The organism is Corticimicrobacter populi, assembly GCF_003123725.1.
Taxonomy (GTDB): domain Bacteria; phylum Pseudomonadota; class Gammaproteobacteria; order Burkholderiales; family Burkholderiaceae_B; genus Corticimicrobacter; species Corticimicrobacter populi.
The window spans coordinates 180148-206563 of sequence record NZ_QETA01000001.1 but is presented as its reverse complement, the minus strand read 5'-3'; the positions used below and the strand labels follow the sequence as shown (position 1 = coordinate 206563).

Annotated in this window: 23 protein-coding genes; 10 read left to right on the top strand and 13 right to left on the bottom strand. The window is 61.7% G+C overall.

Annotation, left to right across the window (positions count from 1 at the left end):
* Positions 1 to 7: 7 nt before the first annotated feature.
* On the bottom strand, positions 8 to 904 hold the full coding sequence (locus DD235_RS00925) for a LysR family transcriptional regulator (RefSeq protein WP_109060189.1): 897 nt from the start codon (positions 902 to 904) through the stop codon (positions 8 to 10).
* Positions 905 to 1026: 122 nt separating this feature from the next.
* Between DD235_RS00925 and DD235_RS00920 the strand changes: the two genes are divergently transcribed.
* Positions 1027 to 3207 carry a malate synthase G gene (locus DD235_RS00920; protein WP_109060188.1) on the top strand — a complete coding sequence of 727 codons (2181 nt, stop codon included), beginning with the start codon at positions 1027 to 1029 and terminating at the stop codon, positions 3205 to 3207.
* Between the two features lie 129 nt (positions 3208 to 3336).
* Complete coding sequence (hemN, locus tag DD235_RS00915; protein ID WP_109060952.1) at positions 3337 to 4758, top strand: oxygen-independent coproporphyrinogen III oxidase; 1422 nt, start codon at positions 3337 to 3339, stop codon at positions 4756 to 4758.
* Positions 4759 to 4910: 152 nt separating this feature from the next.
* On the opposite strand, the gene DD235_RS00910 is transcribed toward hemN, so the two are convergent.
* Positions 4911 to 6110 carry an NAD(P)H-dependent flavin oxidoreductase gene (locus DD235_RS00910; RefSeq protein ID WP_109060187.1) on the bottom strand — a complete coding sequence of 400 codons (1200 nt, stop codon included), beginning with the start codon at positions 6108 to 6110 and terminating at the stop codon, positions 4911 to 4913.
* Positions 6111 to 6267: 157 nt separating this feature from the next.
* Positions 6268 to 8244, bottom strand: a complete 1977-nt coding sequence (locus DD235_RS00905) for a BCCT family transporter (RefSeq protein WP_109060186.1) — start codon at positions 8242 to 8244, stop codon at positions 6268 to 6270.
* 188 nt (positions 8245 to 8432) lie between these two features.
* Here DD235_RS00905 and DD235_RS00900 point away from each other — a divergent pair, with 188 nt between their 5' ends.
* Positions 8433 to 8597 carry a DUF1328 domain-containing protein gene (locus DD235_RS00900; RefSeq protein ID WP_109060185.1) on the top strand — a complete coding sequence of 55 codons (165 nt, stop codon included), beginning with the start codon at positions 8433 to 8435 and terminating at the stop codon, positions 8595 to 8597.
* Between the two features lie 52 nt (positions 8598 to 8649).
* On the opposite strand, the gene phaR is transcribed toward DD235_RS00900, so the two are convergent.
* The 5 genes from phaR to DD235_RS00875 form a co-directional block, all read right to left on the bottom strand.
* Positions 8650 to 9213: a polyhydroxyalkanoate synthesis repressor PhaR gene (gene phaR / locus DD235_RS00895; RefSeq protein ID WP_109060184.1), complete on the bottom strand. Its 564-nt coding sequence runs from the start codon at positions 9211 to 9213 to the stop codon at positions 8650 to 8652.
* Positions 9214 to 9230: 17 nt separating this feature from the next.
* Positions 9231 to 9968: an acetoacetyl-CoA reductase gene (phbB, locus tag DD235_RS00890; protein WP_109060183.1), complete on the bottom strand. Its 738-nt coding sequence runs from the start codon at positions 9966 to 9968 to the stop codon at positions 9231 to 9233.
* A 93-nt stretch (positions 9969 to 10061) separates the two neighbouring features.
* Positions 10062 to 11651, bottom strand: coding sequence for a class I poly(R)-hydroxyalkanoic acid synthase (phaC, locus tag DD235_RS00885; RefSeq protein WP_109060182.1), 1590 nt, complete (start codon positions 11649 to 11651; stop codon positions 10062 to 10064).
* 136 nt (positions 11652 to 11787) lie between these two features.
* Positions 11788 to 12597: a peptidoglycan editing factor PgeF gene (gene pgeF, locus DD235_RS00880; protein WP_109060181.1), complete on the bottom strand. Its 810-nt coding sequence runs from the start codon at positions 12595 to 12597 to the stop codon at positions 11788 to 11790.
* Positions 12598 to 12645: 48 nt separating this feature from the next.
* Positions 12646 to 13632 carry an RluA family pseudouridine synthase gene (locus tag DD235_RS00875; RefSeq protein ID WP_239989990.1) on the bottom strand — a complete coding sequence of 329 codons (987 nt, stop codon included), beginning with the start codon at positions 13630 to 13632 and terminating at the stop codon, positions 12646 to 12648.
* A 109-nt stretch (positions 13633 to 13741) separates the two neighbouring features.
* Between DD235_RS00875 and DD235_RS00870 the strand changes: the two genes are divergently transcribed.
* Complete coding sequence (locus DD235_RS00870; protein WP_109060179.1) at positions 13742 to 14533, top strand: outer membrane protein assembly factor BamD; 792 nt, start codon at positions 13742 to 13744, stop codon at positions 14531 to 14533.
* Between the two features lie 79 nt (positions 14534 to 14612).
* Here the strand turns inward: DD235_RS00870 and DD235_RS00865 are convergent, their stop codons facing one another.
* Positions 14613 to 16589 carry a DNA repair helicase YoaA gene (locus DD235_RS00865; protein ID WP_109060178.1) on the bottom strand — a complete coding sequence of 659 codons (1977 nt, stop codon included), beginning with the start codon at positions 16587 to 16589 and terminating at the stop codon, positions 14613 to 14615.
* A gap of 99 nt (positions 16590 to 16688) precedes the next feature.
* Between DD235_RS00865 and DD235_RS00860 the strand changes: the two genes are divergently transcribed.
* Complete coding sequence (locus DD235_RS00860) at positions 16689 to 19091, top strand: Tex family protein (protein WP_109060177.1); 2403 nt, start codon at positions 16689 to 16691, stop codon at positions 19089 to 19091.
* Between the two features lie 8 nt (positions 19092 to 19099).
* On the top strand, positions 19100 to 19738 hold the full coding sequence (gene grxB, locus DD235_RS00855; RefSeq protein WP_109060176.1) for a glutaredoxin 2: 639 nt from the start codon (positions 19100 to 19102) through the stop codon (positions 19736 to 19738).
* On the opposite strand, the gene DD235_RS00850 is transcribed toward grxB, so the two are convergent.
* The 3 genes from DD235_RS00850 to DD235_RS00840 form a co-directional block, all read right to left on the bottom strand.
* Positions 19732 to 19923: a YgaP family membrane protein gene (locus tag DD235_RS00850; protein ID WP_109060175.1), complete on the bottom strand. Its 192-nt coding sequence runs from the start codon at positions 19921 to 19923 to the stop codon at positions 19732 to 19734. The two genes, grxB and DD235_RS00850, sit on opposite strands and share 7 nt — an antisense overlap.
* Positions 19920 to 20453, bottom strand: a complete 534-nt coding sequence (locus DD235_RS00845; protein WP_109060174.1) for a rhodanese family protein — start codon at positions 20451 to 20453, stop codon at positions 19920 to 19922. The genes DD235_RS00850 and DD235_RS00845 overlap by 4 nt, the downstream gene beginning before the upstream one ends.
* A 120-nt stretch (positions 20454 to 20573) precedes the next feature.
* Positions 20574 to 21947: a tryptophan--tRNA ligase gene (locus DD235_RS00840; RefSeq protein WP_109060173.1), complete on the bottom strand. Its 1374-nt coding sequence runs from the start codon at positions 21945 to 21947 to the stop codon at positions 20574 to 20576.
* A gap of 54 nt (positions 21948 to 22001) precedes the next feature.
* On the opposite strand from DD235_RS00840, the gene DD235_RS00835 reads away from it, so the two are divergent.
* Positions 22002 to 22382 carry a DUF423 domain-containing protein gene (locus DD235_RS00835; RefSeq protein WP_109060172.1) on the top strand — a complete coding sequence of 127 codons (381 nt, stop codon included), beginning with the start codon at positions 22002 to 22004 and terminating at the stop codon, positions 22380 to 22382.
* Here DD235_RS00835 and zapE read toward each other — a convergent pair.
* Positions 22352 to 23446, bottom strand: coding sequence for a cell division protein ZapE (gene zapE / locus DD235_RS00830; protein ID WP_109060171.1), 1095 nt, complete (start codon positions 23444 to 23446; stop codon positions 22352 to 22354). The genes DD235_RS00835 and zapE overlap by 31 nt on opposite strands.
* Positions 23447 to 23617: 171 nt before the next feature.
* On the opposite strand from zapE, the gene DD235_RS00825 reads away from it, so the two are divergent.
* The 3 genes from DD235_RS00825 to DD235_RS00815 are packed head-to-tail and all read left to right on the top strand — an operon-like array spanning position 23618 to position 26416.
* Complete coding sequence (locus DD235_RS00825; RefSeq protein ID WP_109060170.1) at positions 23618 to 24412, top strand: MipA/OmpV family protein; 795 nt, start codon at positions 23618 to 23620, stop codon at positions 24410 to 24412.
* Positions 24412 to 25098 (top strand): response regulator transcription factor, encoded by a 687-nt coding sequence (locus DD235_RS00820; RefSeq protein ID WP_109060169.1) that lies wholly within the window; start codon positions 24412 to 24414, stop codon positions 25096 to 25098. Before DD235_RS00825 ends, DD235_RS00820 begins: the two co-directional genes overlap by 1 nt.
* Positions 25067 to 26416: an ATP-binding protein gene (locus DD235_RS00815; protein WP_109060168.1), complete on the top strand. Its 1350-nt coding sequence runs from the start codon at positions 25067 to 25069 to the stop codon at positions 26414 to 26416. The genes DD235_RS00820 and DD235_RS00815 overlap by 32 nt, the downstream gene beginning before the upstream one ends.

Sequence of the window (26416 nt, the reverse complement as noted above, 5' to 3'; positions counted from 1 at the left end):
CAGGCAATCAGAAATCACGGGCAAAGCTGTCCCGCAGCCAATCCACGAACACCCGCGTGCGCAACGGCAAATGCTTGCGTTCCGGAAGGATAGCGAAAATCCCGTTGGGCGGGGCACGAAATTCATCCAGCACCGTCACCAGCCGCCCCTGGGCAAGGTCATCACGCACCTCCCACATCGACCGCCACGACAGCCCCAGCCCCTGCAGCGTCCACTCATGCAGCACACTGCCATCGCTGCACTCCAGTGCCCCGCTGACACGCTGCGCCACGGTCTGGCCCTTGACGCTGAAGAGCCAGCCACGCGCCTGATTGCCGCCGGCGCCACCGAAAGTCAGGCAATCGGCATGCGCCAGATCGGCAACCGTGCGTGGGCACCCTCGGCGTGCCAGATAGGTAGGTGCCGCCACCACGACCCGCTGGTTATCAGCCAGACGGATACCAATCAGACTGGAATCGACCAGATCACCGATGCGCACGGCACAGTCGAAACGCTCCTCGACGAGATCCACTAGGCGGTCACTCAACTCGAGCGCGACATGGACATCCGGCCAGGCACGCGCAAAGGCTGGCAGCAACGGAGCCACGTGACGCCGTCCGAAACCGGCCGGGGCACTGACACGCAGGCGGCCGCTGGGACGCCGGCTCCCCTGTGCCACCATGCCTTCGGTGGTTTCCAGATCGCGCAGGATACGCTGTGACTCAACCAGGAAGGTTTCGCCTTCGGCCGTCAGCGAGAGCCGCCGAGTAGCGCGCACCAGCAACTTGACACCGAGCCGCGCCTCCAGCGCATCAATGCGCCGACCAATGATGGCGGGCGTCACCCCTTCGTCGCGCGCGGCAGCGGACAGGCTGCCCAGCGTGGCAACAGCCACGAAACTGCTCATTTGCTTGAAGCGATCCATGCCAACCTTATACTTTAAGTAAAAAATAAATCTACTTTTACATCCTTTTTATTTATGCCGCCAGTCCATACACTGGTTGCTGTCTTGCAGCATTCAGCCCTCAAGCACACAGGAGACAAACAATGACTACCCGCACCTCCCGCCACGGCCTCCAGGTCGCCGAGATCCTCGATCGCTTCGTGCAGGACGAGGCACTGCCGGGCACCGGTCTCGACAGCGACAGTTTCTGGCAGGGTTTCTCGGCGCTGGTCCACGAGCTCGCACCGCGCAACCGCGAGTTGCTGGCCCGCCGCGACAAGCTCCAGGCCGAACTGGACACCTGGCATACCGCTCACCCCGGCCCGATCCAGGATATCGCCGCCTACCGGACATTCCTGGAAGGCATCGGTTATCTGGTTCCCGAACCCGGGCAGGTCAAGGCCGGCAGCGACCAGGTCGATCCCGAGATCTCGCAGCAGGCAGGGCCGCAACTGGTCGTGCCGATTTCCAACAAGCGCTATGCGCTGAATGCCGCCAATGCACGTTGGGGCAGCCTGTACGATGCGCTCTACGGCACCGACGCCATCCCAGCCGACAACGGCCAGGAAGCCGGCAGCGGCTACAATCCCAAGCGGGGAGCCGCCGTCATCGCCTATGCCCGTGCCGTGCTCGACGAAGCAGCACCGCTGGCACAGGGATCGCATGCCGATGCCACCGGCTACAGCGTCGAAAACGGTACGCTCAGCATTACACTGACCAACGGTTTGACCGGCCTGAAACATCCCGACCAGTTTCGCGGCTACCAGGGTGACAGCACGGCCCCGCAGGCCATCCTGCTGCGCCACAACGGCCTGCATCTCGAAATCCAGATCGACGCCAGCCACCCCATCGGCAAGACCGATCCAGCCCATGTCAAGGATGTCCTGGTCGAGGCCGCGCTGAGCACCATCATGGACTGCGAAGACTCGGTTGCCGCCGTCGATGCCGAGGACAAGACCGAGGTCTACCGCAACTGGCTCGGCCTGATGCGCGGTGACCTGACCGAAGAAGTTGCCAAGAACGGCAAGACCTTTACCCGCCGCCTGAATCCCGACCGCAGCTATACCGCACCCGACGGCTCGACCCTGACACTGCACGGCCGCGCACTGCTGTTTATCCGCAACGTCGGTCACCTGATGACCAATCCGGCCATTCTCGATCGTGACGGCAACGAAATCCCGGAAGGCATTCTCGACGGCGTACTCACCAGCCTGTGCGCACTGCACGATCTGCCGCGCAAGGGCAACTCGCGCGTCGGCTCGGTCTATATCGTCAAGCCCAAGATGCACGGCCCCGACGAGGTCGCCTTCGCCGACACCCTGTTTGCTCGCGTCGAAGACCTGCTCAAGCTGCCGCGCCATACGCTCAAGATGGGCATCATGGACGAAGAACGCCGCACCAGCGTCAACCTCAAGGCCTGCATCCAGGCCGCCGCCGCACGCGTGGCCTTCATCAATACGGGCTTCCTTGATCGTACCGGCGATGAAATCCACAGCGTGATGCGCGCCGGCGCGGTCTACCGCAAAGGCGACATCAAGAGTACCCCCTGGATCCTGGCCTACGAGCGCAGCAACGTGCTGACCGGCCTCGACACCGGCCTGCGCGGCCGCGCCCAGATCGGCAAGGGCATGTGGGCCATGCCCGACCTGATGGCGGCAATGCTGGAACAGAAAATCGCCCATCCCAAGGCAGGTGCCAATACGGCCTGGGTGCCTTCGCCCACGGCCGCCACCCTGCACGCCCTGCATTACCACCGGGTCAGCGTGGCCTCGATCCAGCAGGAACTGGAGCAGATCCGCCTGGCCTCGGTCCGCGACGAACTGTTGCGCGATCTCCTGACCATCCCGGTGCCGGCGGATCACCCGTGGTCTGCCGAAGACATCCAGCGGGAGCTGGACAACAACGTCCAGGGCATTCTGGGCTATGTGGTGCGCTGGGTCGAACAGGGCGTGGGCTGCTCCAAGGTGCCCGATATCCACAACGTCGGCCTGATGGAAGACCGGGCCACGCTGCGCATTTCCAGCCAGCACATTGCCAACTGGCTGCTGCATGGCATCGTCACCCGCACGCAGGTCGAGGACACCTTCCGGCGCATGGCCGGTATCGTCGACGGACAGAATGCAGGCGATCCAGCCTACTCGCCGATGCATGGGCGCTTCGATGACTCGTTCGCCTTCCGTGCAGCCACGGCGCTGGTCTTCGAAGGTCTGGTCCAGCCCAACGGCTATACCGAGCCACTGCTGCATCGATTCCGCCAGGAATTCAAGGCGGCGGCACAGCGCTGAAGCGTGCTTCGGCGGCGAGCCGTCGCCGAGGCACGCCAATCAGTGGAAACCCTTGGTGCCAGCGGGTCATCGCCCGCCACTTTGAGGCAAATCAAAGCGATGGGCATACGCCCATCGCACAATCTGTCCATGCACACCAACACGCCCACGACCTCGTCTATCATCCGTCCGGTTTTCTCTGACGCGCTCAGGGCAAAACTGGATACCAGCGGGCCACGCTATACCTCGTATCCCACGGCAGACCGTTTCAATGAACGATTCGGACCGCTGCAATACTCGCAGGCACTCCAGCATCGGGTCATCGGTACCGATATCGGCAAGCGCGCACCCTTCTCTGTCTATCTGCACATTCCGTTCTGTGAATCGCTGTGCTACTACTGCGCCTGTAACAAGATCATCACCAAACACCACGAGCGGGCCATGCCCTACCTCGATGCGCTCGAGACCGAACTCGACATGCATGTACGGGCGCTTGGACGAGGCCAGCCGGTTTCCCAGATCCACTTTGGAGGCGGCACGCCGACTTTCCTGAGCGATGCCGAGCTCGAACGGCTGATGGCCAGCCTGCGCCACGCCTTCAGCATTACCTCGGATGCCGAGATCTCCATCGAGGTCGATCCCCGCACAGCCAATCGCGAACGTCTCGCCAGCCTGCAGGCCATGGGATTCAATCGCCTCAGCTTCGGCGTGCAGGATTTCGACGAAACCGTCCAGAAGGCCGTCCACCGCATCCAGAGCTATGAATCGGTGCGCGATCTGATGGAAGGTGCCCGCGAGCTGGGCTACACGTCGATCAACATGGACCTGATCTATGGCCTGCCTTTCCAGACCGCAGAGTCCTTCGCCACCACGCTGGAACGCGTACGTGCCCTGAGGCCCGATCGGATTGCCCTGTACGCCTATGCGCACCTGCCAACCCGCTTCAAGCCCCAACGCCGCATCAGCGAAGACGACCTGCCGTCGGCACCGACCCGGCTGACGCTGCTGCAAAGCGCCATCAATGGCTTTCTCGACGAAGGCTATGTCTATATCGGCATGGATCACTTTGCCCTGCCCGACGACACACTGGCCAAGGCACGCCAGGCTGGCCGGCTGCAACGCAACTTCCAGGGCTACAGCACGCATCCCGACTGTGACATCATCGCGCTCGGCGTCTCGGCCATCGGCCGCATCGGTCCGACCTACAGCCAGAACGTCAAGACGCTCGACGAGTACTATGCCCGCATTTCACAACGCCAGTTCGCCATCGAACGCGGCCTCAAGCTGACGCGCGACGACCTGATCCGACGCGCCGTCATCATGGAGCTGATGTGCCAGGGTCGCCTTGATTACGAGCTCACCAGTTGCCATCTGGGCATCAATCCCCAGTACTACTTTGCAACCGAACTGTCGGAACTCGATGCCTTCGAAGAACACGGCCTGCTGGAGCGCACGCCCCAGGGCATCCAGGTAACGCCCACAGGCTGGTTCTTCATCCGGGCCATCGCCATGACCTTCGACTATCACATCCGCGCCAGCGGACGGCTGGCGAGCTTTTCGCGAATCGTCTGATCCTGCTGCAATCCAGCGCCCCCAAAAAAAGGGAGCGTGTTCTGATCTGGGGCGGCCTGGCGAAAAAAATGCCTGTTTCCTTTCGGGAACAGGCATTTTTGTACTGGTTCCAGTACACGCCCTGCAACCACAGGGCGTTTTATATCGGATGATCAGGCCAGCGCAGCCACCGGCTTTTCGAAGAAAGAGATCTTCTGTTCCTGGGTCGGGCGGTTGCCAGTCAGCAGGTAGTCGATCAGTTCACGGACCGAGCGGATCTGATCACCGAAGGGCAGCTTGCCGGCCCCCCTGAAGAACAGGCCACGATCCACTTCACCGCGCAATGCGGCGGCCAGCTTGAGGTCGATGCAGAACTGGCCGATCTTTTCGATGCCATCACGCAGGCCGCAGTGCGTCAGGCAATCCATGCGCTGCGAACAACGGCGCGGATCGGACTTGGCATTGGCCTGCAGCGTGCTTTCGCTGCGCAGGTAACGATTGAGCCAGGGCGTGCCCACGGCGCGCGCCGGCAAGCCGGCCACGCTGACGAACTCGCGCAGGTCGCCCTGTTCGGCACCGATCAGCACCTTCTTGAAATTGACGTGCGCATCGCTCTCTTCGGTCACGGCAAAGGCAGTACCCAGTTGCACCGCATCGGCACCGTTATTGAGCCAGTGCTTGACCTTGTCATGCGAGTCGATACCGCCGGCCACGATCAGACGCGGCGCATCACGGCCCAGACCCAGTTCGCGGAACAGGTCGTGGCAGCCTTGCAGTACTCGGGCAAAATCGAAGCGGTCGTTGCGCAGTTCCTCGATCTTGGCCGCACCCAGGTGGCCCGCAGCGAAGCCGGGATGCTCGATGACCATGGCAGCTGCATTGCGACCCTTCTTCATCCAGCGCTTGAGCACGATGCCGACACCGCGCACCTCGGACAGGATGGGAATCAGGTTGACCTTGGGATAGTCTTCGGTCATCTCCGGCAGGTCGGTCGGCAGGCCAGCACCCATGACGATGGCATCGGCACCACTTTCGCACGCCTGGCGTACCAGCTCGACGTGATCGCGCACGGCCTTCATGACGTTGACCGCAATCATGCCGCGCCCCTTGGCCTGCGTCTGGGCGGCCTTGATCTCGCGATCCAGTGCCACGCGATTGACCTGATTGATCAATTCGCGGTCCTTGCACTTCTCGGTCTGTTCGAGCAGGTCAGGATGATGGTGGCGCAGATCGACGCTGGCAATCGTGCCGACTGCATTCTCGCTGGCGACGGCACCGGCCAGCCGGTGAGCCGATACGCCCACGCCCATGCCGCCCTGCACCACCGGCAGCAGCTCACGTCCAGCCAGCACCAAAGGTTTAAACCAAGTCATTCCTGATACCTTGTAGATAATGTCACGCGAGACTAGGGCAAACTGCGTGCCCTGTCGTTGCGTGAGATCAAGTTATACCGCATTTGTTCGACAGAACGACTTAAAAGCCACGCAACCGGCCGGGTCAACCCGGCGACAGCGTTGCGAAGCAAGGATGTCAGCGGACCAGGTGCAGGAAATGCAGGTGCTTTTCATATTGGTCGAGAATGTCGCTGATGATGGCGTCGCGGCTCCATCCCATGATGTCGTAGTTCTGCCCACCTTCCTGGAGATGGACCTCGGCACGGAAGTATTTGCGGTCTTCGCGCTCATCTTCCGTATCACGGAATGCGAACGCAGGCTGCACATAGGCGCGAGGGCGAACTTCGTAGACAAAATCGACTTCGTCGCCATGCAGGACTTCCATCCTGATCCGTCCATTGTCGTCCTGCACGACCTTGACGTCAACATTCCTGTCGCGCAACTCGGCTGCCACAGCCTCGCAGGCCGGCTGCACCACGTCGGTCACAAAACGGGTGACATGGGTTCGCCGGGGAAACATCATCATCGTCCGCAGCCGCTGCTGCCAGTTGTCGCTGGAGCCACCCGTGCGCGGCGCAAGATGGGTACGGTAGTAGGTACCCCGCTTGGTGATATCCAGGCTGAGTGCCTTGAGCAGCCCCCACACCGACGCCAGCAGGATGACCGAGAAAGGCAGCGCACTGGCAATGGTAGCCGTCTGCAACGCCTGCAGGCCATCTGCCAGCAACAGCACAATCGCCACCAGGCCCGCCGCCACCGACCAGAAGATGCGTTGCCAGATCGGCGTATGTTCCTTGCCCCCCGAGGCCAGCATATCGACCACCAGCGCCCCCGAATCGGCCGAGGTCACGAAGAAGATCACGACCATGACGATAGCCAGGCCGGACAGGAATGACGAAAACGGAAATTGCTCAAGAAAGGCGAACAATGCCAGCGAATTGTCATTCTGCACAGTGTCGGCCAGGCTGGTCAGCCCTTCCTGCAGATACATGCTGATCGCGCTTTCGCCGAATACCGTCATCCACAGGAATGTGAAGCCCGCAGGCAGAAAGATCACCCCGGCAATGAATTCACGAATGGTACGGCCCCGCGACACCCGGGCGATGAACATGCCCACGAACGGCGACCAGGACAGCCACCAGCCCCAATAGAACAGGGTCCAGCCGCCCAGCCACTCGGTCGGCTCGTAGGCGTACAGGTTGAAGGTCTTGCTGACGATACCCGACAGGTAGGTGCCGGTCGCCTGCACATAAGCCTTGATCAAAAATACGGTCGGCCCCAGGAACAGGATCAGCAGCATGAGCGCGACTGCCAGAATCATGTTCAGCTCGGACAGGCGGCGGATACCCTTATCCAGCCCACTGGCGGCAGAAAGGGTAGCCAGGGTAGTCGTGACTACGATCAGGATGACCTGTTCAGGCACCCCGACCGGGATACCAAAGAGATAATTCAGACCGCTGTTGATCTGCAACACGCCAAAGCCCAGCGAAGTCGCCACGCCGAACACCGTACCGATGATGGCGAAGATATCGACGGCATTGCCGATGGGGCCGTAAATCCGTTCGCCGATCAGCGGATAGAGCGCTGACCGCAGCGTCAGCGGCAGACCATGTCTGAATGCGAAAAAGGCCAGGATCAGCGCCACCATGGCGTAGATCGCCCAGGCATGCAGCCCCCAGTGGAAAAAGGTGATCTGCATGGCCTCGCGCGCAGCAGTGGCCGTGGAGGCATCGCCCACGGGGGGCTGCAGGGTATGCATCAACGGCTCGGCCACGCCGAAGAACATCAGTCCGATGCCCATGCCGGCGCAGAACAGCATCGCGAACCAGGTGATATTGCTGTAATCGGGCTGGCTGTGATCTGGCCCGAGCTTGATGTTGCCATAGCGACTGACCATGCAGAATATGGCTGCCATCAGGATCAATGCCACCGCCAGGATGTAGAACCAGCTGGCATTGATGACGATCCAGTCCTGCACTTGCGCGAACAGTTGCTGCGACTCCTGTTTGAACGCCAGCGTCAGCACCAGTATCAACATGATGATGCCGGCCGAGCCAAAGAACACAGGGGGATTAATCACAACTTTCGGTCTGCGGGATGGGTCATTGGTCATGCACGTTATCCTTGAAAATCAACAAGATAAACAAATGCTACTACAGAGACCAACCTAAAATCACCCACAAAATATTACATACGGAATAATCTTTTCCCGCATCCCCTCGTATCATGGCCCCCAAAGCCACTGTTCATGTGACATTGCCATTTCGTCACAAAATGATACGGTCGCGGGGGATTTTGACAATGCTTAAATATTCGATCGTTTTTTTCATCATCGCCGTCGTCGCCGGCGCACTCGGATACAGCGGTATCGAAGTCGGTGCCATCGCACTGGCCAGGATCCTGTTCTTCATTTTCATCATCCTGGCGATACTCTCGCTGATCGGCAGCCGCTTCAGCAAGGAGTAGTCATGGCAGGAGCACCGCACGGTGCCCTGCCATACCATGCTCGGCCTACCCGCTACGGCTTGCCATCGGGGCCGCGCCCGCCAGGAAAGCCAAAGCCGGTAAACATATTGCGGGTCTGATCCTGCATCTGCCCCTGCATCTGCACGAACATATTCTTGCTCTGCTCGATGTAGTTGTTCATCATGTTCTGCATCATCGGTGTCTGCAGGTTCATGAACTGGGCCCAGGCCTCGGGACCGAACTGCGGGCCATAGAGCCCCTTGGTCTGCTCGGCCATACGATTCTGGATATCGATGAAGGCCTGCATGTTCTTTTCGAGATACGAGCCCATGATGCCCTGCATGGCATTGCCATAGAAACGGATGATCTGGGCCAGCATCTCCGACGAGAACATCGGCATGCCGCCGCTTTCTTCCTCGAGAATGATCTGCAACAGGATGCTGCGTGTCAGGTCCTCGCCGCTTTTGGCGTCGACCACCTGGAACACCTCGTGCTGCAGTACCAGTTGCTTGACGTCGGCAACCGTAATGTAAGAACTGGTCTGCGTGTCGTACAACCGGCGGTTGGGGTACTTCTTGATCAGGCGCTGCGGCGCGCCGGTCTTGGCTTGCGTCATGTTGATTTCCTACAAGTTCAACCCATGTGCAGTCCGCCGTTGAGCGAGAAATCCGCTCCCGTCGCGAACCCGGCATCGTCGGACGCCAGCCAGGCCACCATCGACGCAATCTCTTCGGGGGAACCGAGTCGACGCACAGGAATGGTCGCCACGATCTTGTCGAGCACATCGGTACGGATGGCCCTGACCATGTCAGTACCAATATAACCCGGCGAAATGGTATTGACCGTCACGCCCTTGCTGGCGACTTCCTGAGCCAGTGCCATGGTGAAGCCATGGATGCCGGCCTTGGCGGTCGAGTAGTTGGTCTGGCCGAACTGGCCTTTCTGACCGTTGACCGAACTGATATTGATGATACGCCCCCATTGGCGCTCGACCATGCCGTCGATCACCTGTTTGGTCACGTTGAACAGGCTGTTGAGGTTGGTATCGATCACGGCACGCCAGTCATCCAGCGTCATCTTGCGGAACAGGCCATCGCGGGTAATGCCGGCGTTGTTGACCAGCACATCGACGGGGCCATGCTCGGCACGGATGCGTTCGAACGCATCCACTGTGGACTCCCAATCCGACACGTTACCGACCGACGCAATAAAGGAAAACCCCTGCTCGGCCTGATCGGCCAGCCACTGTTCATGATCGCGGCTGGGTCCACAACCGGCAATCACCCGAAAACCATCGCGCGCCAGGCGCTGGCAGATTGCCGTGCCGATGCCACCCATGCCACCCGTTACGTAAGCCAGTTTTTCACTCATCTCTCTCTCCTTTGGGAAAGCAGGATCGCCGGAGCGGACCCTGCGTTTCCGGTCTTGCACATCTATTGTGCTGTTTCTATAAGTTTCTATAAATCAGACTGCGCGTACCTTGACGTAGCGGCCGGGTGCCGGCTCGATCGGCGGATAGGCACTACTGCCCAAGCGTTTTTTGGCTGCCACCTGCTTGCCTGCATAACCCGATAGCCAGTTCATCCAGTCCGGCCACCAACTGCCGGGATGTTCGGCAGCCCCGGCAAACCAATCATCGGCCTGCTGTGGCAGGCTACCTGGTTCGGCCGTGCCCTCTTCGGCCCAATAGCTGCGCTTGTTGCTGGCAGCAGGATTGATGACCCCGGCAATATGCCCGGATGCGCCCAGCACGAAGCGAATTGGCCCCTGCAGGATTCCGGTATTGAGATAGGCCGTTTTCCAGGGCACGATGTGATCTTCGCGCGAACCGAAGACATAGGCCGGCATGTCGAGCAGGCGCAAGTCCTGGGGCTGCCCGCCCACGGACAGCCGACCCGGCTGGCAAAGATTGTTTTCCAGATAGGTATTGCGGAAATACCAGGTAAAGAAAGGCCCCGGCAGGTTGGTACTGTCACTGTTCCAGTACAGCAGGTCGAACGCCTTGGGCGATTCGCCCTTCAGGTAATTGCCGACCACGTAGTTCCAGACCAGTTCGTTGGGTCGCAGGAACGAGAAGGTCGTCGCCAGTTCCTGCGCCGACAGCAGGCCGCCCTGCCCGATGGTCTGTTCACGCAGGCGAGTATGGGTTTCATCGACGAACACATCGAGGATACCTGTATCGCTGAAATCCAACATGGTCGTCAGCAGCGTGATCGATTCGGCCAGATCCTGGCCCCGCGTCTTGGCCAGTGCCAGCGCCGACGCCAACAGCGTACCACCCACGCAGAACCCCAGGATATTGATCCTGGGTTGAGCCGTGATATCGGACACGACACGAATCGCCTCCAGCACGCCCTGTTCGATATAGTCGTCCCAGGTAGCGGACAGCAGATCCTGATCCTCGGGCAGCGGATTGCGCCAGGACACCAGGAACAGGCGATGCCCCTGCTCGACGGCATGCCGTACCAGCGAATTGTGCTGCTGGAGGTCGAGAATGTAGTACTTGTTGATGCAGGGCGGCACAAACAACAGAGGCCGCTCGTAGACCTTGTCCGTTTGCGGCGCGTACTGGATCAACTGGAAAAAGCGGTTTTCATAAACGATCTGGCCCGGCGTGGTGGCCACATTGCCGCCCACCTCGAATTGGCTTTCGTCGGTCTGAGAAATACGGCGACGACCGACATCCTGCAGGAAATTGGTCAGGCCGGCCTGTAGGCTGGCCCCCTTGCTGTCGATCATGCTCTGCAGGGCATCGGGATTGAGCGCCAGGAAATTGGACGGTGCCAGAGCATCAGTCCATTGCATAAGCGCGAAGTGCAACCGCTGGCGTGTGGACTCACCCAGGTCGGCCGCATCGGCCATGCGCTTGAGTGTGCGCGTCGACAGCAGGTAAAGATGAGCCAGCAACAGGTGCGGCTGGCTCTGCTGCCAAGCCTCGGCCGCAAAGCGCCGGTCCTTGAGTGCCGGGAGCGCCCCCTGACGGGCCGCATCCATCAGCCCGCCCCATTCCTGAAGGAATTCATCCTGGATAGCCTGCAACACGGCAGGATCCATGGAAGGGGGGGAATACGTATCCTGCTTGCCTTGCGCTGCCTTCACTCTCGCACCTCGCTTTGTAGCATCCAGAAATATTCACTCACTATATATCAATTCTTGATCGAAATCATCTTGCATCAGCAAACCCATGCTGTCAACCTGGGAAAGCCTCGTCCAACCAGGCCAGCGTGGCGATCCGGCCCGTCACATTGGCACGTCGGTAGGAAAAGAAACGGCGATCCGTGGCGGTGCAGAAGCCGCACCATTCAACCTCCTGCACACCGGCACGCCGCAGCCGCTGTGCGGCCAGCGCAGGCAGATCCATCCACCACTTGCCGGGCTTCCAGCCCACCGGCCGGAAACAGGATGCCGCTTCGGGAGCCCTGGCCAGAAAACCGGCATGCACGTCTTCGCCCACTTCATAGGCCTGAGGTCCGATCGCCGGGCCTATCCAGGCGCGCCAGGCCAAGGCGTCCGATGTACCGCCCTGCGCCTCGGACAATCGTGTCTGCATCTGTGCCAGCGTGCGCTCCAGCACGCCATCGAGCAATCCACGCCAGCCCGCATGAGCCACGCCCAGCACACATGCCGAGGTATCCGTAAGCACGACCGGCAGGCAATCGGCCGTCATGATGGCCAGCACCCGACCGGGCTGCATGGTGACAGCGGCATCCGCTTCGATCGAACGATTTTCTGCCGTGGCCTGGCTGCCGGCGTCGGCATCGTGCACCGTCACGCCATGCACCTGGCGCAGCCAGAGCGGCGCACCCGGCAAGACAGCACGCAGATGTTCCCGATTGCGACGCACCACCAGGGGATCGTCGCCGACATGGTCACCGAGATTGAACGTATCGTAAGGTGCTTCGCCAACGCCCCCCTCGCGGGTCGTCGCCAGACTGCGCACGCCTGCCCATTGCGGGCCGGACACACACGGCAAGCCCGCCCACTCATCCAAAGTCCGCATGCCTGCCCCCTTGTTGTGTCGATTTGGCTGGGCCTGTGAGGCTATCGCCTACCCATCCTGCCAGTCTACCTGATCCAGCACCGTCCGCATATCCTGGGGCAGGGCTGCCTCGAACGCCAGCGGCCCCCTCTGTCCGGGGTCATCAAAACGCAATGCACGGGCATGCAGCATCTGCCGCTCTGCCCCCCCAAGCAACCGACCGCCATAGAGCACGTCGGCCACCAACGGATGCGACAGACTGGCCAGGTGCACTCGGATCTGGTGCGTACGCCCCGTCTCCAGACGGCAGACTACTTCGGTGACCGGTTGACCATCCAGCCGTCCCAAACGCTGCGGTACATAATGGGTAATGGCCTCCTTGGGAGCCACCGGCCGCGCCACGCTCATGCGCACCGGCACCTTGGGATCTCGACCTATGGGCTGGCTGACGACGCCCGGTCTACGCAGCCAGCCGTGGGCCAGCGCCACATATTCGCGGCCGACGCTGCGCGCCTGTAGCTGCCGCACCAGCAAGGTCTGCGCCTGCTCATGACGTGCCACCACCATCAGGCCGGATGTGTCCTTGTCGAGCCGATGCACGATGCCGGCCCGCGCCACTCTCACGAGCTCAGGGTACCGATACAGCAAGCCATTAAGCAGCGTACCGCTCCAGTTGCCGGCACCGGGATGGGTGACCAGCCCGGCGGGCTTGTCGACCACGATCCAGTCCGGCGCATCGGCGATCACGGCAAACTCGATGGGCTCGGGCATGAAAGCCAGGTCTTCGGGGGCAGGCTGGGCCTGCACCGTGATCTCGTCGCCCGGCCCGGCGCTCTGGCGCACCTTGGCAGGCCGGCCATTGAGCAGCACATGACCGGCCTCGATCCAGCCCTGCAGGCGGCTGCGCGAATGCGAAGGCAAAAGGCGGGCCAGGACCTTGTCGAGTCGGTCCACGTCACTGTCGTCAGGCACTGCCAGCAGCAGCACGCTATCCTCTGCCGACTCGTCGACGCTTTCATCCGGATGCGACCCGGAATGTTTTATTGAATCATCCATCGCTACACGCCCTATAATTGCCCGCAATGCTAACACCAAGGGTGCTTTCGTGATTCGTGTTCCTGCCATCCTCTCCCCTGCTGCACAACCGCACCGCCTGTTTCTGGCGATGCTGCTCGCGCTGACCATGTTGCTGGTCGCCGGCTGCGGCGGCACCGGTAACAAGGAGCCTGACCCCACAGCGGGCTGGAGTGCCGACAGGCTCTACCGTGACGCCAAGGAAGAAATTGCCGCCGGCAACTGGGCCCAGGCACGTACCCGCCTGCAAAGCATCGAGAGCCGCTACCCGTTCAGCGTCTATGCACAGCAGGCCCTGATCGACACCGCCTACGTCAACTGGAAAGACAACGAGCCCGAGCAGGCGATGGTCACCATCGACCGCTTTCAGCAGCTCTACCCCAATCATCCCGGTACTGACTACATGCTGTACCTCAAGGGACTGGTCAACTTCACGCCCAACAGTGCCTTCCTGAGCAGCGTGACCGGACAGGACCCGAGCGAGCGCGATCCCAAGGGTCTGCGTCAATCGTACGAAGCCTTCAATGAACTGATCGAGCGTTTCCCCAACAGCCGCTACACTCCTGATGCCAAGCTGCGTGTGGCATGGCTGGTCAACACCATCGCCATGAACGAAGTGCACGTCGCCCGCTACTATTACGAGCGCGATGCCTATGTGGCTGCCATCAACCGGGCTCAGGCCGTGATTACAGATTTCGAAGGCGTACCGGCCACCGAGGAAGCGCTGGATATCCTCTACAACGCCTACGACAAACTGGGCATGACCGATCTGCGCGACGACATCCTGCGCGTACAGCAGGCCAACTTCCCCAACCGCTCGTTCGCCAACGAACAGAGTGGTGGCAAAGACCGATCGTGGTGGAACCCGCTCAACTGGTTCTGAGCGACGCGTCAACCAAGCGCAGATAAATTTGTAGTGGATACGGGCCGGGCGAACAGATTCGCCCGGCCCGTTTTACATATCAGTCAGTACTGGGCGTATCCACTTCTGCCATGCGGCCCGTATAGAAATCCAGCGCAACCTGCAGGTCGCGTGTCCGCGCAAACGGCGGCAGGCCGCGCCACAGGCGACGGCCATAGGGTTTGTCCACCAGCCGCACATCCCCCACCATCAGAACACCCCAGTCACGCTCGGTGCGAATCAACCGGCCTGCCCCCTGCTTGAGAGCAATGGCCGCCTCGGGAAGCTGGAATTCCGCGAATGGATTGCCGCCGCGTTCGCGGCAGGACCGCAAGCGCGCCTCGATAACAGGATCATCGGGCGGGGCAAACGGCAGCTTGTCGATGGCCAGCAGCCGCAGAGCATCACCCGGTACGTCCACGCCCTCCCAGAAACTGGCGCTGCCGACCAGCACGGCATGCGCCTCGGTGCGAAAACGCTCCAGCAACAGATGGCGACTGGTCTGCCCCTGGCGCAGCAGCGGCCAGTCCCAGCCACGCGCCTCGAAATGACGCGCCAGGCTATCGGCAAAGATATCCACGGCGCGCAGCGTGGTGCACAGCACCAGCGCACCGCCCTGACAGGCATCCAGCAAGGGCATCAGGGTATCGATGAAGCGCTCGTTGAAGGCCGGACTGTTGGGCAACGGCATATCCGAAGGTACAAACAGCAGCCCCTGTGAGGCATAGTCGAAAGGCGACTCCCATTTGGCGACTTGCGGCTCCCACAGGCCCAACTGGCGGGTAAAGTGGGTGAAGTTGCCCTGCACCGACAGCGTGGCCGACACCATGACCCAGGCCTGCTCCTTGCGCCGACAACGGGAAAACGCCTCGGCCACCGACAACGGCGCACTGTGCAGGCGCATGCCCTGGTGCGTCATCTCGACCCAGCGCACACAGCCCTGCGGATCCTCCGGCTTGAGCCACTGGCCGAGCTTGCCCAGCAGCGTCTGCGCGACCTTGGCCTGAGCGGCCAGGTCGGGGTGCTTTTCCTCGATCTTCTTGAGTCGGTCCGCGGCCTCGCCCACGCGCTCGATCAGCACGTCCAGCGCGGCATGGAAACCGTCGGCATCGGGCAGCGCCTCGGCCGTGGCCTTGCGCCCTGGCATCTGCTCAATGGCGGCTGCACTCAGGCGCCACTCGCGTACGGCATGTTCGAGCTGGCGACCGGCCTCACTCCAATTGAGCGCCTCACGCGCCTGCGCCAGGCCAACAGCCGCCATATCGCGGGCCAGATCCAGCAATTGGTGCGTGGAGACACTTTCCCCGAGAAAGCGGGTCGCCGTATCCGGCAACTGGTGTGCCTCATCGAACACCACCGTATCGGCCTGCGGCAACAGATCGACGATACCTTCTTCGCGCAATGCCAGGTCCGCCATGAACAGCGCATGATTGACGACCAGCACCTCGGCTTCCTGAGCCTGCTTGCGCGCCTTCATCACGAAGCATTCACGTACGTACGGACAGTCCTGCCCCAGGCAATTCTCGCGGGTGGAACTGACACGATTCCAGATGTCGGCATTCTCGGGCACGGCCGACAGCTCGACCTTGTCCCCCGTCTGGCTCTGTTTGGCAAACAACTGGATTTTGCGCAATTGCGCCGCCTCGGTACGCGAACGCAAGCCACGGTCATCGTCGGCCAGCCGCTCCAGATGATAGTGACAGACATAATTGGAGCGGCCCTTGAGCAAGGCCACCGCCACCGGCACCGACAGCGCCTTGCGCACCTTGGGCAGGTCTCGTTTGAACAACTGGTCCTGCAGGGTGCGGGTCCCCGTCGAGATAATGGTCTTGCCGCCCGACAGAATGGCCGGAACCAGATAGGCCCAGGTCTTGCCGGTACCGGTGCCGGCCTCCGCCACCAGCGTACCGCGCATGCGGATGGCCTCGGCAATGGCCTGTGCCATCTCCAGCTGGGCAGGGCGCAGGCGATAGCCGGGCGCCCCCTGGGCGAACGGGCCGTCTTCCGCAAAAATCGAAGCGAGATCATCCTTGAACATGGGTTCGCATGATACTGCCTGTCACGCATCGTGCGCACCGACTTGTGGCAAAATCATCCGCTTTGCCATCTTCCAGAACCAAGAGAGTCCGCCGTTCCCATGACCGATTCCATCGCTGCACAGCCGACCGACGTGGCCACTTATACGCCCGAGCCGCAAGCCACCGTTGCCGCCCGCATCGTCGCTCAGCTCGCCTCCGAACTGAATGCCCGTCCCGCGCAGCTCAATGCCGCCATTACACTGATGGACGAAGGTGCCACGGTGCCGTTCATCGCCCGCTATCGCAAGGAAGCCACGGGTGGACTAGACGACACTGTCCTGCGCAATCTGGAAACCCGGCTCGGCTACCTGCGCGAACTGGAAGGCCGGCGCGGAGCCATTCTCGAGTCCATTGCCCAGCAGGGCAAGCTCACTCCGGCCCTGAAGAAAGACGTGACCGAGGCCGACACCAAGCAGCGCCTGGAGGATCTCTACGCCCCCTTCAAGCCCAAGCGCCGCACACGTGCCCAGATTGCCCGAGAAGCCGGCCTTGAACCGCTGGCCGATGCCATCCTGGCTGACACGCAGGCTGACCCTGCCGTACTGGCCGCAGGCTACCTCAACGCCGAGGCCGGCGTAGCGGATGCCAAGGCGGCGCTCGACGGTGCCCGCGACATCCTCGCCGAACGCTTCGCCGAACACGCCAACCTGCTGTCGCACATGCGCGATCACCTCTGGCAAACCGGCTTCCTGTACTCCAAAGTCGCTGAAGGCAAGGAAGCCGAAGGCGAGAATTTCCGCGACTGGTTCGATTTCAGCGAGCCGCTGCGCACCCTGCCCTCGCACCGTGTCCTGGCCCTGCTGCGCGGCCGCCAGCAGGGGGTGCTCGAATTGCGCCTGGGGCTGGATGTCGAACGTGAGGCCGAAGTACCGCATCCCTGCGTGAGCCGGGTTGCCGAATTCCTCAAGCTCGGCCCCCATCTGTTCGGACTCGATGCCACGCCGCGCGCACGCTGGCTGGCCGAGGTCTGCCGCTGGACCTGGCGCGTCAAGCTGTCGCCCACGTTCGAGACCGAAATGGTCACGCGCCTGCGCGAGAGCGCCGAAACCGAAGCCATCCGGGTATTCGCCGCCAATCTCAAGGACCTGCTGCTGGCAGCACCGGCCGGCCCCAAGTCGGTACTGGGCCTCGATCCCGGCATCCGTACCGGCGTCAAGGTCGCTGCCATCGACAAGACCGGCAAGCTGGTCGAGACGGCCACAGTCTATCCCTTCGAGCCACGCCGCGACCGAGAAGGCGCAATAGCCACGCTGGCTGCCATCGCCCACCGCCACAAGATTGAACTGGTGGCCATCGGCAACGGCACGGCCTCGCGTGAAACCGAGAAGCTGGTGGCCGACCTGTGCGCCCGCCTGCCCGAACTCAAGCTGACCCGAGTCGTCGTCTCCGAAGCCGGTGCCTCGGTCTATTCGGCCTCGGAAACCGCTGCCAACGAATTTCCCGACCTGGATGTCAGCCTGCGGGGTGCCGTGTCCATTGCCCGTCGTCTGCAGGACCCCCTGGCTGAACTGGTCAAGATCGAACCCAAGGCCATTGGCGTCGGTCAGTATCAGCACGACGTCAACCAACGCGAAATGGCGCGCTCGCTCGACGCGGTGGTCGAAGACTGCGTCAATGCCGTGGGCGTGGATGTGAATACGGCCTCTGCCGCCCTGCTGGCACGCGTCTCCGGCCTCAACAGCCTGCTGGCGCGCAACATGGTGGCCTACCGCGACAGCCACGGAGCCTTTCCCAACCGCAAGGCACTCAAGGAGGTGCCGCGCTTCGGCGACAAGGCTTTCGAGCAGGCAGCCGGCTTCCTGCGCATCCCCGGCGGCGACAATCCGCTGGACGCTTCCGCCGTGCACCCCGAAGCCTATCCGGTGGTCAAACGTATCCTGACGAAAATCCAGGCCGATGTGAAACAGGTCCTGGGCAATCGTGAGGCACTCAAGGGCGTATCGCCGGCCGAGTTCACCGACGAGCGCTTCGGCCTGCCGACCGTGCGCGACATCCTGAGCGAACTCGAGAAGCCGGGCCGCGACCCGCGCCCCGAGTTCAAGACTGCCCAGTTCAAGGAAGGCATCGAAACGCTCAACGATCTCTTGCCGGGCATGGTGCTCGAAGGTGTGGTCACCAACGTGGCCAACTTCGGTGCCTTCGTGGACATTGGCGTGCACCAGGACGGCCTGGTGCACATCTCGGCCCTGTCGGAAAAATTCGTCGAAGATCCACGCGACGTGGTCCGTGTCGGCCAGACCGTGCAGGTCAAGGTGCAAGAAGTGGACGTGCCGCGCAAGCGCATCGCACTCACCATGCGGCTCAAGGACGACGTGCTGCCGGCACGACGCAGTGGCGACCAGCCCGCCCCCCGCAACAACGGTGGTCGCAACCAGGGTCGCCAGAGTGGCGGCCGTCAGCAGGACTCGGCCGCGCCATCCAACAACGCCATGGCTGCCGCCTTCGCCAAGCTCAAGCGCTGAGAGCCGTCATGAAACTCTACATCTACGAACACTGCCCGTTCTGCACGCGCGCCCGGATGATCTTCGGGCTGAAAAAGCTGCCTGTCGAGCTCGCCATCATCATGGAAGGCGACACCGACACACCCACCCGGCTGGTCGGCCGCAAGGTCGTTCCCATCTTGCAGAAACAGGACGGCAGCCACATGGCCGAAAGCCTGGATATTGTGCAATATGTCGAGGGCATCGGTGCCCCCGTGCTGACAGCAAAGTCCGACGCAGCACTCGATGCCTGGGGCCAGGCTGCCTGGAAACCGGCGCTTGGCCTCATCATCCCGCGCTTCACCCAGGGCGACTTTGCAGAACTGGCCACGCCCGAGGCCCGCGAAGCCTATCGCCTGCGTGAGGAAAAGGCTTTCGGCGACCTCGATGCCTTGCTACAGCGCACCCCTGAACTCCTCGCGCAGATCAACCCGCTGATGGCACAACTGGCCACGCTGCTCGACGGACGCAGCGAGGAAACCGGCCTGTCCGACATCCTGCTGTGGCCATTGCTGCGCTGCCTCAGCATCGTCGGCGGGCTGGACTTCCCGGCACCGGTCCTGGCCTATGCCCGACGACTCGAACAGCAAAGCGGCGTGCCGCTGCTTTTCGACCAGCAGATTCACTGACGCTTGCAGGTGGTGCTCCAGCCGAACGGCAGGTACAGCGGGCACCACTTGACCAGACCGGTCGCCAGAGGCACTACACCGATCCAGCCCCAGGCACCGATCTGCCCGCCCAGGGTCAGCCCGATCAGGAGCAGACCCAGCACGATCCTCAGAAAGCGGTCGATGCCGCCGATATTGCTTTTCATGATTTGCACTCCCGCTGCTGAAAGGAACGATTCCACGGCATGCGCAGCAGCAGACGCGCCATTCCGCAGAACCCGGTGATACCGGCGAACATCAAACCGGCCCCCACCAGGCCGGGCAAGACAAAAAACCAGGAAGACACCAGACTGCCCAGCAGCGTACCAGCCAGCGCCAGGCTGCCAGCCACGATCTGCACCTGGCGCATCAACTCCAGCGGCTGCGAGGGATCGCGTTCGACCGGCAGTCCCTGCCGTTTCCACGCATCCAGCCCGCCTTCGATCCAGTAGGCCTGGCAGGTAACCTGCTCGGCAAGCTGCTCCGCTGCCCGCTGCGTGCGAAGGCCCGAGCGGCAATGAAAGATAACCTCACCGCCAGCGGGCAGTGCCGACTGACAGAGCTGCGCCAGCGGCATATTGACAGATTGAGGAATGCGCTCGCGCGCGTGTTCGTCCGTATCACGAATATCGACCAGCACAGCACCCTGCCGCTGGAGAAGATCGGCGCGGCCGGGATCGATCGGTTCGATGGGCATGTCACACCTGCCTGGGTTAATTAATTATCTAATTCTAATTTAGAATTTACTAATTAACAAGCAGGTATCGTACCCATTATTGATGGCTGGTCACAGACCACGCGGCCAGCCAGGCAGGAATCAGTCCTGCTGCGCCAGTGCTTCCAGTGCCTGTTGCACGCGCAACTGCGCAGGCTCCAGATCTGTGGCAGCCGTAAAGCCAAGCACATTGCCATCCAGCAACAACTGCCCACCGCCCTCCGGCACCGTCGCCCAGGCAAGGTCTTTTTGCCGTTCCACCAGGTTGCGGCTGGCGGCACCCGCAGCGCGGGGTTCGTCGAACGGCACGGAATGCAGCAACTGGCTGCCATCGGCATCCAGCAGCCGGAACCTGAACTTGCCGTCTTCGTCACGATAGCTGACGAAACGCGCCGTCTTGCCGCCCTTGCCCTTGCCCTTGCCCTTGGCCTTGCTGGCCGGCGTGCCGGCCTGCGACACCGTTGCCAGCCGACGCAGGCCGACGGCCTCGCGCAGCGTCTGCATGAATGGCGTGGCAATGCGACGCGCCTTGGCGGCACCAGCCTGCAGGATATCCTCGATGCGCTCGGGCGCGGCAATCAGGCTCTCGTAGCGTTCACGCATCGGTGCCAGCGTCTGCTCCAGACGTTCGAACAGCGCCTGCTTGGCATCCCCCCAGCCCAGGCCGGTTTCCAGTTCACGGCGAAAGGTCGCGCTCTCGGCCTCGGTGGCAAATGCCTTGTAGAGCATGAACAGGTGCGAGTTTTCGGCATCCTTGGGCTCGCCCGGCTGACGCGAATCGGTCACGATGCGCATAATGGCGGCACGCGTCGCTTGCGCGCCCCCCTCGAAAAGCGGAATCGTGTTGTTGTAGCTCTTGGACATCTTGCGCCCATCGAGTCCCGGCAAGGTCGCCACATCCTCGGCAATCGCCACCTCGGGCAGCACGAAGAAATCCTGACCCGCACCATAGAGATGATTGAAACGCTGGGCGATATCGCGTGCCATCTCGATATGCTGAATCTGATCACGCCCGACCGGCACGCGATGCGCGTTGAACATCAGGATATCCGCCGCCATCAGCACCGGGTAGGAATACAGCCCCATGGTGACGCCATCGTCCGGCTCGACGCCCTGTGCCTGATTTTGATCCACCGATGCCTTGTAGGCATGGGCGCGATTCATCAATCCCTTGGCCGTCACGCAGGTCAGGAACCACGACAGCTCCGGGATCTCGGGAATGTCCGACTGGCGGTAGAATGTGACCCGTTCCGGATCCAGCCCTGCGGCCAGCCAGGTCGCCGCGATCTCCAGCCGCGAACGTGCGACCCGGGCAGGATCGCCGCACTTGATCAGAGCATGGTAGTCGGCCATGAAATAGAAGGCGTCCACATCGGGCTGCCGGCTGCTCAGAATCGCAGGCCAGATCGCCCCCGCGAAATTGCCCAGGTGGGGTGTGCCGGAAGTGGTAATGCCAGTCAGTACACGGGTATTCATGAATCAACCAGAAAGGACAGGAAAAGTCCTGACAGTTTACATTGGAGTCGTACCATGAACGAACGCCAGCTTGTCATCTTCGGCGCACTCAACCTGTTTCTGGCCGTCGCGGCCGGGGCCTTCGGTGCCCATGCCCTGGCCCCCGGTTTCACGGAGCGGGAACTGGAGGTCTGGAAGACGGCCGTGCAATACCATCAGGTGCATGCACTGGGCCTGTTCGCGATTGCCTGGCTGGCGGCCCAGTACGATGCCCGCGCCCTGTGCCGCGCAGGCACCATGCTGTCGGTCGGCATCGTGCTGTTCTCGGGCAGCCTGTATCTGCTGTCGCTGACCGGCATTCGCTGGCTCGGCATGATCACGCCCATCGGCGGCGTGGCCTTCCTGGCCGGCTGGCTGATGACGGCCTACAGCGTCGCGGTGGCGCGCCGTTCCTGATCCAGATATTCCTGCGACTGCATTTCGAGCACGCGCGACACGGTACGATGGAACTCGTTGGCCATCGGCCCTTCGGTATAGACCTGCTCGATTTCACACTCGGCCGACATGATGAGCTTGACCTTGTGGTCATAGAACACATCGATCAGCCAGGTAAAGCGCCGCGCCTCTGAAGCCTGCCGTGCCGTCATGCGCGGCACGTCCGACAGGATGACCGTCTCGAATCGGCTGGCCAGTTCCAGATAATCGTTCTGCGAACGCGGACCGCCGCACAGCGTCGCAAAATCGAACCAGACAATATTGGTCGCCAGCCGCACCGGGCAAATATCGCGGTTCTCGATGTGCAGGACAGGATCGGCGGCTTCCGGCCCTTCGGCCAGCCGCGCAAAGGTCTGCTCCAGTGCCTGGCGCGAGGCCTCGTCGAGCGGGCTGTGGTACAGCTTGACCTGTTCCAGCGCGCGCCGTCGGTAATCCACCCCGGTATCCACGTTGAGGATATCGAGCTTTTCCTTGATCAGCGCAATCGCGGGCAGGATACGGTCACGATGCAGCCCATCCGGGTAGAGCGTCGACGGTTCGTAGTTGGAAGTCATCACGAACGACACGCCATGCCTGAACAGGCCATCCAGCAACTTGTGCAGGATCATGGCGTCGGCCACGTCCGACACATGGAACTCGTCGAAACAGATCAGGCGGTACTTCGCGGCGATGCGTCGGGCCACCTCGTCGAGCGGATCCGTCTTGCCCTTGACCTCTTCGAGCTGGCGATGCACGCCACGCATGAATTCATGGAAGTGCAGGCGGGTCTTGCGACGCAGCGGCACGGCTTCGTAAAAAGCATCCATCAGGAAGCTCTTGCCCCGCCCGACGCCCCCCCACATATAGACACCACGCGGCACTTCCGGGCGGCTGAACAGCCGCTTGAGCGAACTGGAGCGGGCGGCCTTGAAGGCAACCCACTCGTCGTAATAGCGCTGCAGCCGCTCGATCGCCATGCGCTGCGCTGCATCCGGCTGATAGCCGTGTTCTGCCAGCGCCTTCTCGTAGTACTGGATGACACTCATACGTCTGCCTTGATCCGCCTGTTCCGGTGCCACTGCGGCAGGCTGTTCCTGCCACAGGGAGAAACCGTCTATTGTAGCCGCCCGTATTGGCATACCCCGACATCTGCCAGTAAGTGAAGGGTAAGGGAACCGCCTGCATGATGCAGCCTTCGTTTCCCCATGGAGCCCCTCATGCCTTGTCGTCCATCTCACCACCCATTCTTTCCGGTCTGGTGCCCGCAGCATATTGCCGCTGTTCTGGCAGGGCTGCTGCTGTCAGCGCCTGTTGCGGCACAGGAGATCGAATGGGGATTGGGTCTCGGTGTTGCCAGCAGCCAGACAGCCTATACAGACATGAAACGGGACCATGCCGCACTTCCCATGCTGTACGTCGAAAACCGGCACATGCGCTTTTTCGGCACAGATCTGGAGATCAAACTGCCCGGCCTGAGGTTCAGTGAGACCCAGCGGCTCGATTTCAACCTGATCGGACGCTACGACGGCTCGGGTTACAAGGCAGACGACGCCTGGATACTCAATGGCATGGCAAAGCGCAAGGGCGGCATATGGGGCGGACTGGGTGTCGAATGGCAGACCTCACTGGCCAGTCTCCAGGCCGACTGGACACATGACCTTTCCGGTCACAGCAAGGGCCAGCGCCTGCATCTGGAAATCAATCGGGCATGGCAGTTGGGTGAACGCTTCACGCTGACCCCACGCCTTGCGGCGACCTGGCATGACGGCAACTACGTAGACTACTATTACGGTGTCAGAGCAAGCGAAGTACGCTGGAATCGCCCTGGCTACCACCCAGCGTCGGCCATGAATACCAGCTTTGGCCTGCGCGGCGTCTATAGATTCGATCAGCACCACACTGTCACGCTCGACCTGCAGGCCAGTCGGCTCGCCTCGGCAATCCGGGACAGTCCTCTGGTTGACCGTTCAACCGTAAATCACTTATTCCTGGGCTACATGTACCGCTTCTGATGGGACGTATCCTCTTGGCCGAAGACCACGAGCAATTGGCCAGGCTCATCATCAAGGGCCTGTCCAGTGCCGGCATCGCTGTCGATGTCGTCACACGCAGCGAGTCTGCATGGCTTGCCATCCAGCAGGTTTCCTACCAGGCGCTGGTGCTGGACCGTGGCCTGCCGGATGGTGATGGCCTGCAGTTGCTGCAACGCCTGCGCCAGGCAGGCCAGTCGCTCCCCTGCCTGGTATTAACGGCACGCGACGCCCTGCATGATCGGGTCGAAGGGCTCGAGTCCGGTGCGGATGACTACCTGCCCAAGCCTTTTGCAATGGCAGAACTGGTGGCACGGGTACGGGCATTGCTGCGCCGCCCGGCCCACAGTCTGCCGTTGCAGCCTGCCTATGGCGACCTGCTTCTGTCGCCCGAATCCGGCACCCTGCAATGTGGCACCGACTCGGTTTCGCTGGCCCCTGCGGAAATGCAGATCATGCTGGCCCTGATCCACAGGCAGGGCTGCGTAGTCCGGCGTGGCGCGATGGAAGCAGCCGCCTGGGGACTGAGCGAAGCCGTGACGCCCAATGCCCTGGACGTAGCGCTGCATCGCCTGCGGCGCAAGCTCGCAGCAGTGGGGTCAGACTGGCAGATCGTCAACGTAAGGGGCCAAGGCTATGCACTTCAAAAAATCAACCTGGCTCGATAGCCTGGGACTGAAGATCCTGCTCGCCTATGTGGTCGGAGCCACGCTCAGCATCGTGTTGCTGATTTTGGTCGGAGCCATCGTACAGGATCGCCTGCCCGGCATGGATCTTTCCGGCCGAGCCAACGAACTGGCCCGAAGCCTTGACTTCGACACGCACGACCGCCCCATCGGCTTGCACGCCAGCTCGGCACACCCGGCATGGATATACGACAGCCTGCGCGACGAAACCGCCTATCGGGTTCTGGATGAGCACGGCAAGATCGTGCTGGCATCTCCGGGCACACACGACTGGCCTGACACGACCGGCCTCTCTGATTTCGAGTTTTCCCGCAACGGGCAGCCATACGATGGTGCCACGGCAGTCCTGACCCGAAATGGCAAGACATGGCATGTGCAGATCGCCGTGAGTTCACGCATCATCGAGTTCCTGCACCAGGAATTTGCTGTCCCGTTCATCAAGCGCGGCATTATCACTTTCAGCCTGGTTCTGCTGTTCGTTTTTGGACTATGCACCTACGTCAGCCTCAGGTATTCGCTCAAGCCGCTGCGACGGGCATCGCTGGCCGCGGCAGCCATTTCCCCCCAGGCACTGGGCAAGCGCCTGCAAACCGACCGCGTGCCTGCCGAAATCGTGCCACTGCTGCACAGTTTCAATCAGGCGCTGGACAGACTCGAAAACGGCTACCGCGTCCAGCAGGACTTTCTGGCCCAGGCTGCACACGAACTCAAGACCCCGCTCACCCTGTTGCGCGCCGAAGTGGAACTGATGGAGGCAGACGCCGCGCTCAGGAACGCCCTTCTCGCACACATCGAACACCTGGCCCGTCATGTGCAGCAACTTCTGTTGCTCGCCGAGGCCAGTGAGCTGCTCAGCTACCATTTCACCGATGTTGATGCCGGCACGGCCGTCCAGGACGCCGTTCAGTTCCTGGAGAAAATCGCCGCAGATGCACGCGTCGGGATCGTCATCACGGGCCCTGCCGTACCTGTTCGCTGGCGGGCAGATCGAGGCGCATTATTCACACTGCTGAAAAATCTGATCGAAAATGCCATACAGCATGCCCCTGCAGGCACTGAAGTCAGGATATCCATCATCTCGGATGGCATTCGCATACGGGATTGGGGACCGGGTGTCGAAACGACGCAGTTGCCCCTGCTCTTTATCCGCTTCTGGCGAGGAGCACATCGTCGTGACCTCGGCGCAGGACTGGGGCTGGCCATTTGCCAGGAAATAGTTCGCGCGCACGGCTGGAGCATTGCTGCCGACCATGCCCATCCCGGCCTGGCCGTGACTGTCTCGGGAATCCAGGAAAGATAA

Coding starts and splice junctions, on each gene's coding strand:
- DD235_RS00925 (WP_109060189.1), bottom strand. CDS start 904: ATGGATCGCTTCAAGCAAATGAGCAGTTTCGTGGCTGTTGCCACGCTG.
- DD235_RS00920 (WP_109060188.1), top strand. CDS start 1,027: ATGACTACCCGCACCTCCCGCCACGGCCTCCAGGTCGCCGAGATCCTC.
- hemN (WP_109060952.1), top strand. CDS start 3,337: ATGCACACCAACACGCCCACGACCTCGTCTATCATCCGTCCGGTTTTC.
- DD235_RS00910 (WP_109060187.1), bottom strand. CDS start 6,110: ATGACTTGGTTTAAACCTTTGGTGCTGGCTGGACGTGAGCTGCTGCCG.
- DD235_RS00905 (WP_109060186.1), bottom strand. CDS start 8,244: ATGACCAATGACCCATCCCGCAGACCGAAAGTTGTGATTAATCCCCCT.
- DD235_RS00900 (WP_109060185.1), top strand. CDS start 8,433: ATGCTTAAATATTCGATCGTTTTTTTCATCATCGCCGTCGTCGCCGGC.
- phaR (WP_109060184.1), bottom strand. CDS start 9,213: ATGACGCAAGCCAAGACCGGCGCGCCGCAGCGCCTGATCAAGAAGTAC.
- phbB (WP_109060183.1), bottom strand. CDS start 9,968: ATGAGTGAAAAACTGGCTTACGTAACGGGTGGCATGGGTGGCATCGGC.
- phaC (WP_109060182.1), bottom strand. CDS start 11,651: ATGGATCCTGCCGTGTTGCAGGCTATCCAGGATGAATTCCTTCAGGAA.
- pgeF (WP_109060181.1), bottom strand. CDS start 12,597: ATGCGGACTTTGGATGAGTGGGCGGGCTTGCCGTGTGTGTCCGGCCCG.
- DD235_RS00875 (WP_239989990.1), bottom strand. CDS start 13,632: ATGGATGATTCAATAAAACATTCCGGGTCGCATCCGGATGAAAGCGTC.
- DD235_RS00870 (WP_109060179.1), top strand. CDS start 13,742: ATGCTGCTCGCGCTGACCATGTTGCTGGTCGCCGGCTGCGGCGGCACC.
- DD235_RS00865 (WP_109060178.1), bottom strand. CDS start 16,589: ATGTTCAAGGATGATCTCGCTTCGATTTTTGCGGAAGACGGCCCGTTC.
- DD235_RS00860 (WP_109060177.1), top strand. CDS start 16,689: ATGACCGATTCCATCGCTGCACAGCCGACCGACGTGGCCACTTATACG.
- grxB (WP_109060176.1), top strand. CDS start 19,100: ATGAAACTCTACATCTACGAACACTGCCCGTTCTGCACGCGCGCCCGG.
- DD235_RS00850 (WP_109060175.1), bottom strand. CDS start 19,923: ATGAAAAGCAATATCGGCGGCATCGACCGCTTTCTGAGGATCGTGCTG.
- DD235_RS00845 (WP_109060174.1), bottom strand. CDS start 20,453: ATGCCCATCGAACCGATCGATCCCGGCCGCGCCGATCTTCTCCAGCGG.
- DD235_RS00840 (WP_109060173.1), bottom strand. CDS start 21,947: ATGAATACCCGTGTACTGACTGGCATTACCACTTCCGGCACACCCCAC.
- DD235_RS00835 (WP_109060172.1), top strand. CDS start 22,002: ATGAACGAACGCCAGCTTGTCATCTTCGGCGCACTCAACCTGTTTCTG.
- zapE (WP_109060171.1), bottom strand. CDS start 23,446: ATGAGTGTCATCCAGTACTACGAGAAGGCGCTGGCAGAACACGGCTAT.
- DD235_RS00825 (WP_109060170.1), top strand. CDS start 23,618: ATGCCTTGTCGTCCATCTCACCACCCATTCTTTCCGGTCTGGTGCCCG.
- DD235_RS00820 (WP_109060169.1), top strand. CDS start 24,412: ATGGGACGTATCCTCTTGGCCGAAGACCACGAGCAATTGGCCAGGCTC.
- DD235_RS00815 (WP_109060168.1), top strand. CDS start 25,067: ATGCACTTCAAAAAATCAACCTGGCTCGATAGCCTGGGACTGAAGATC.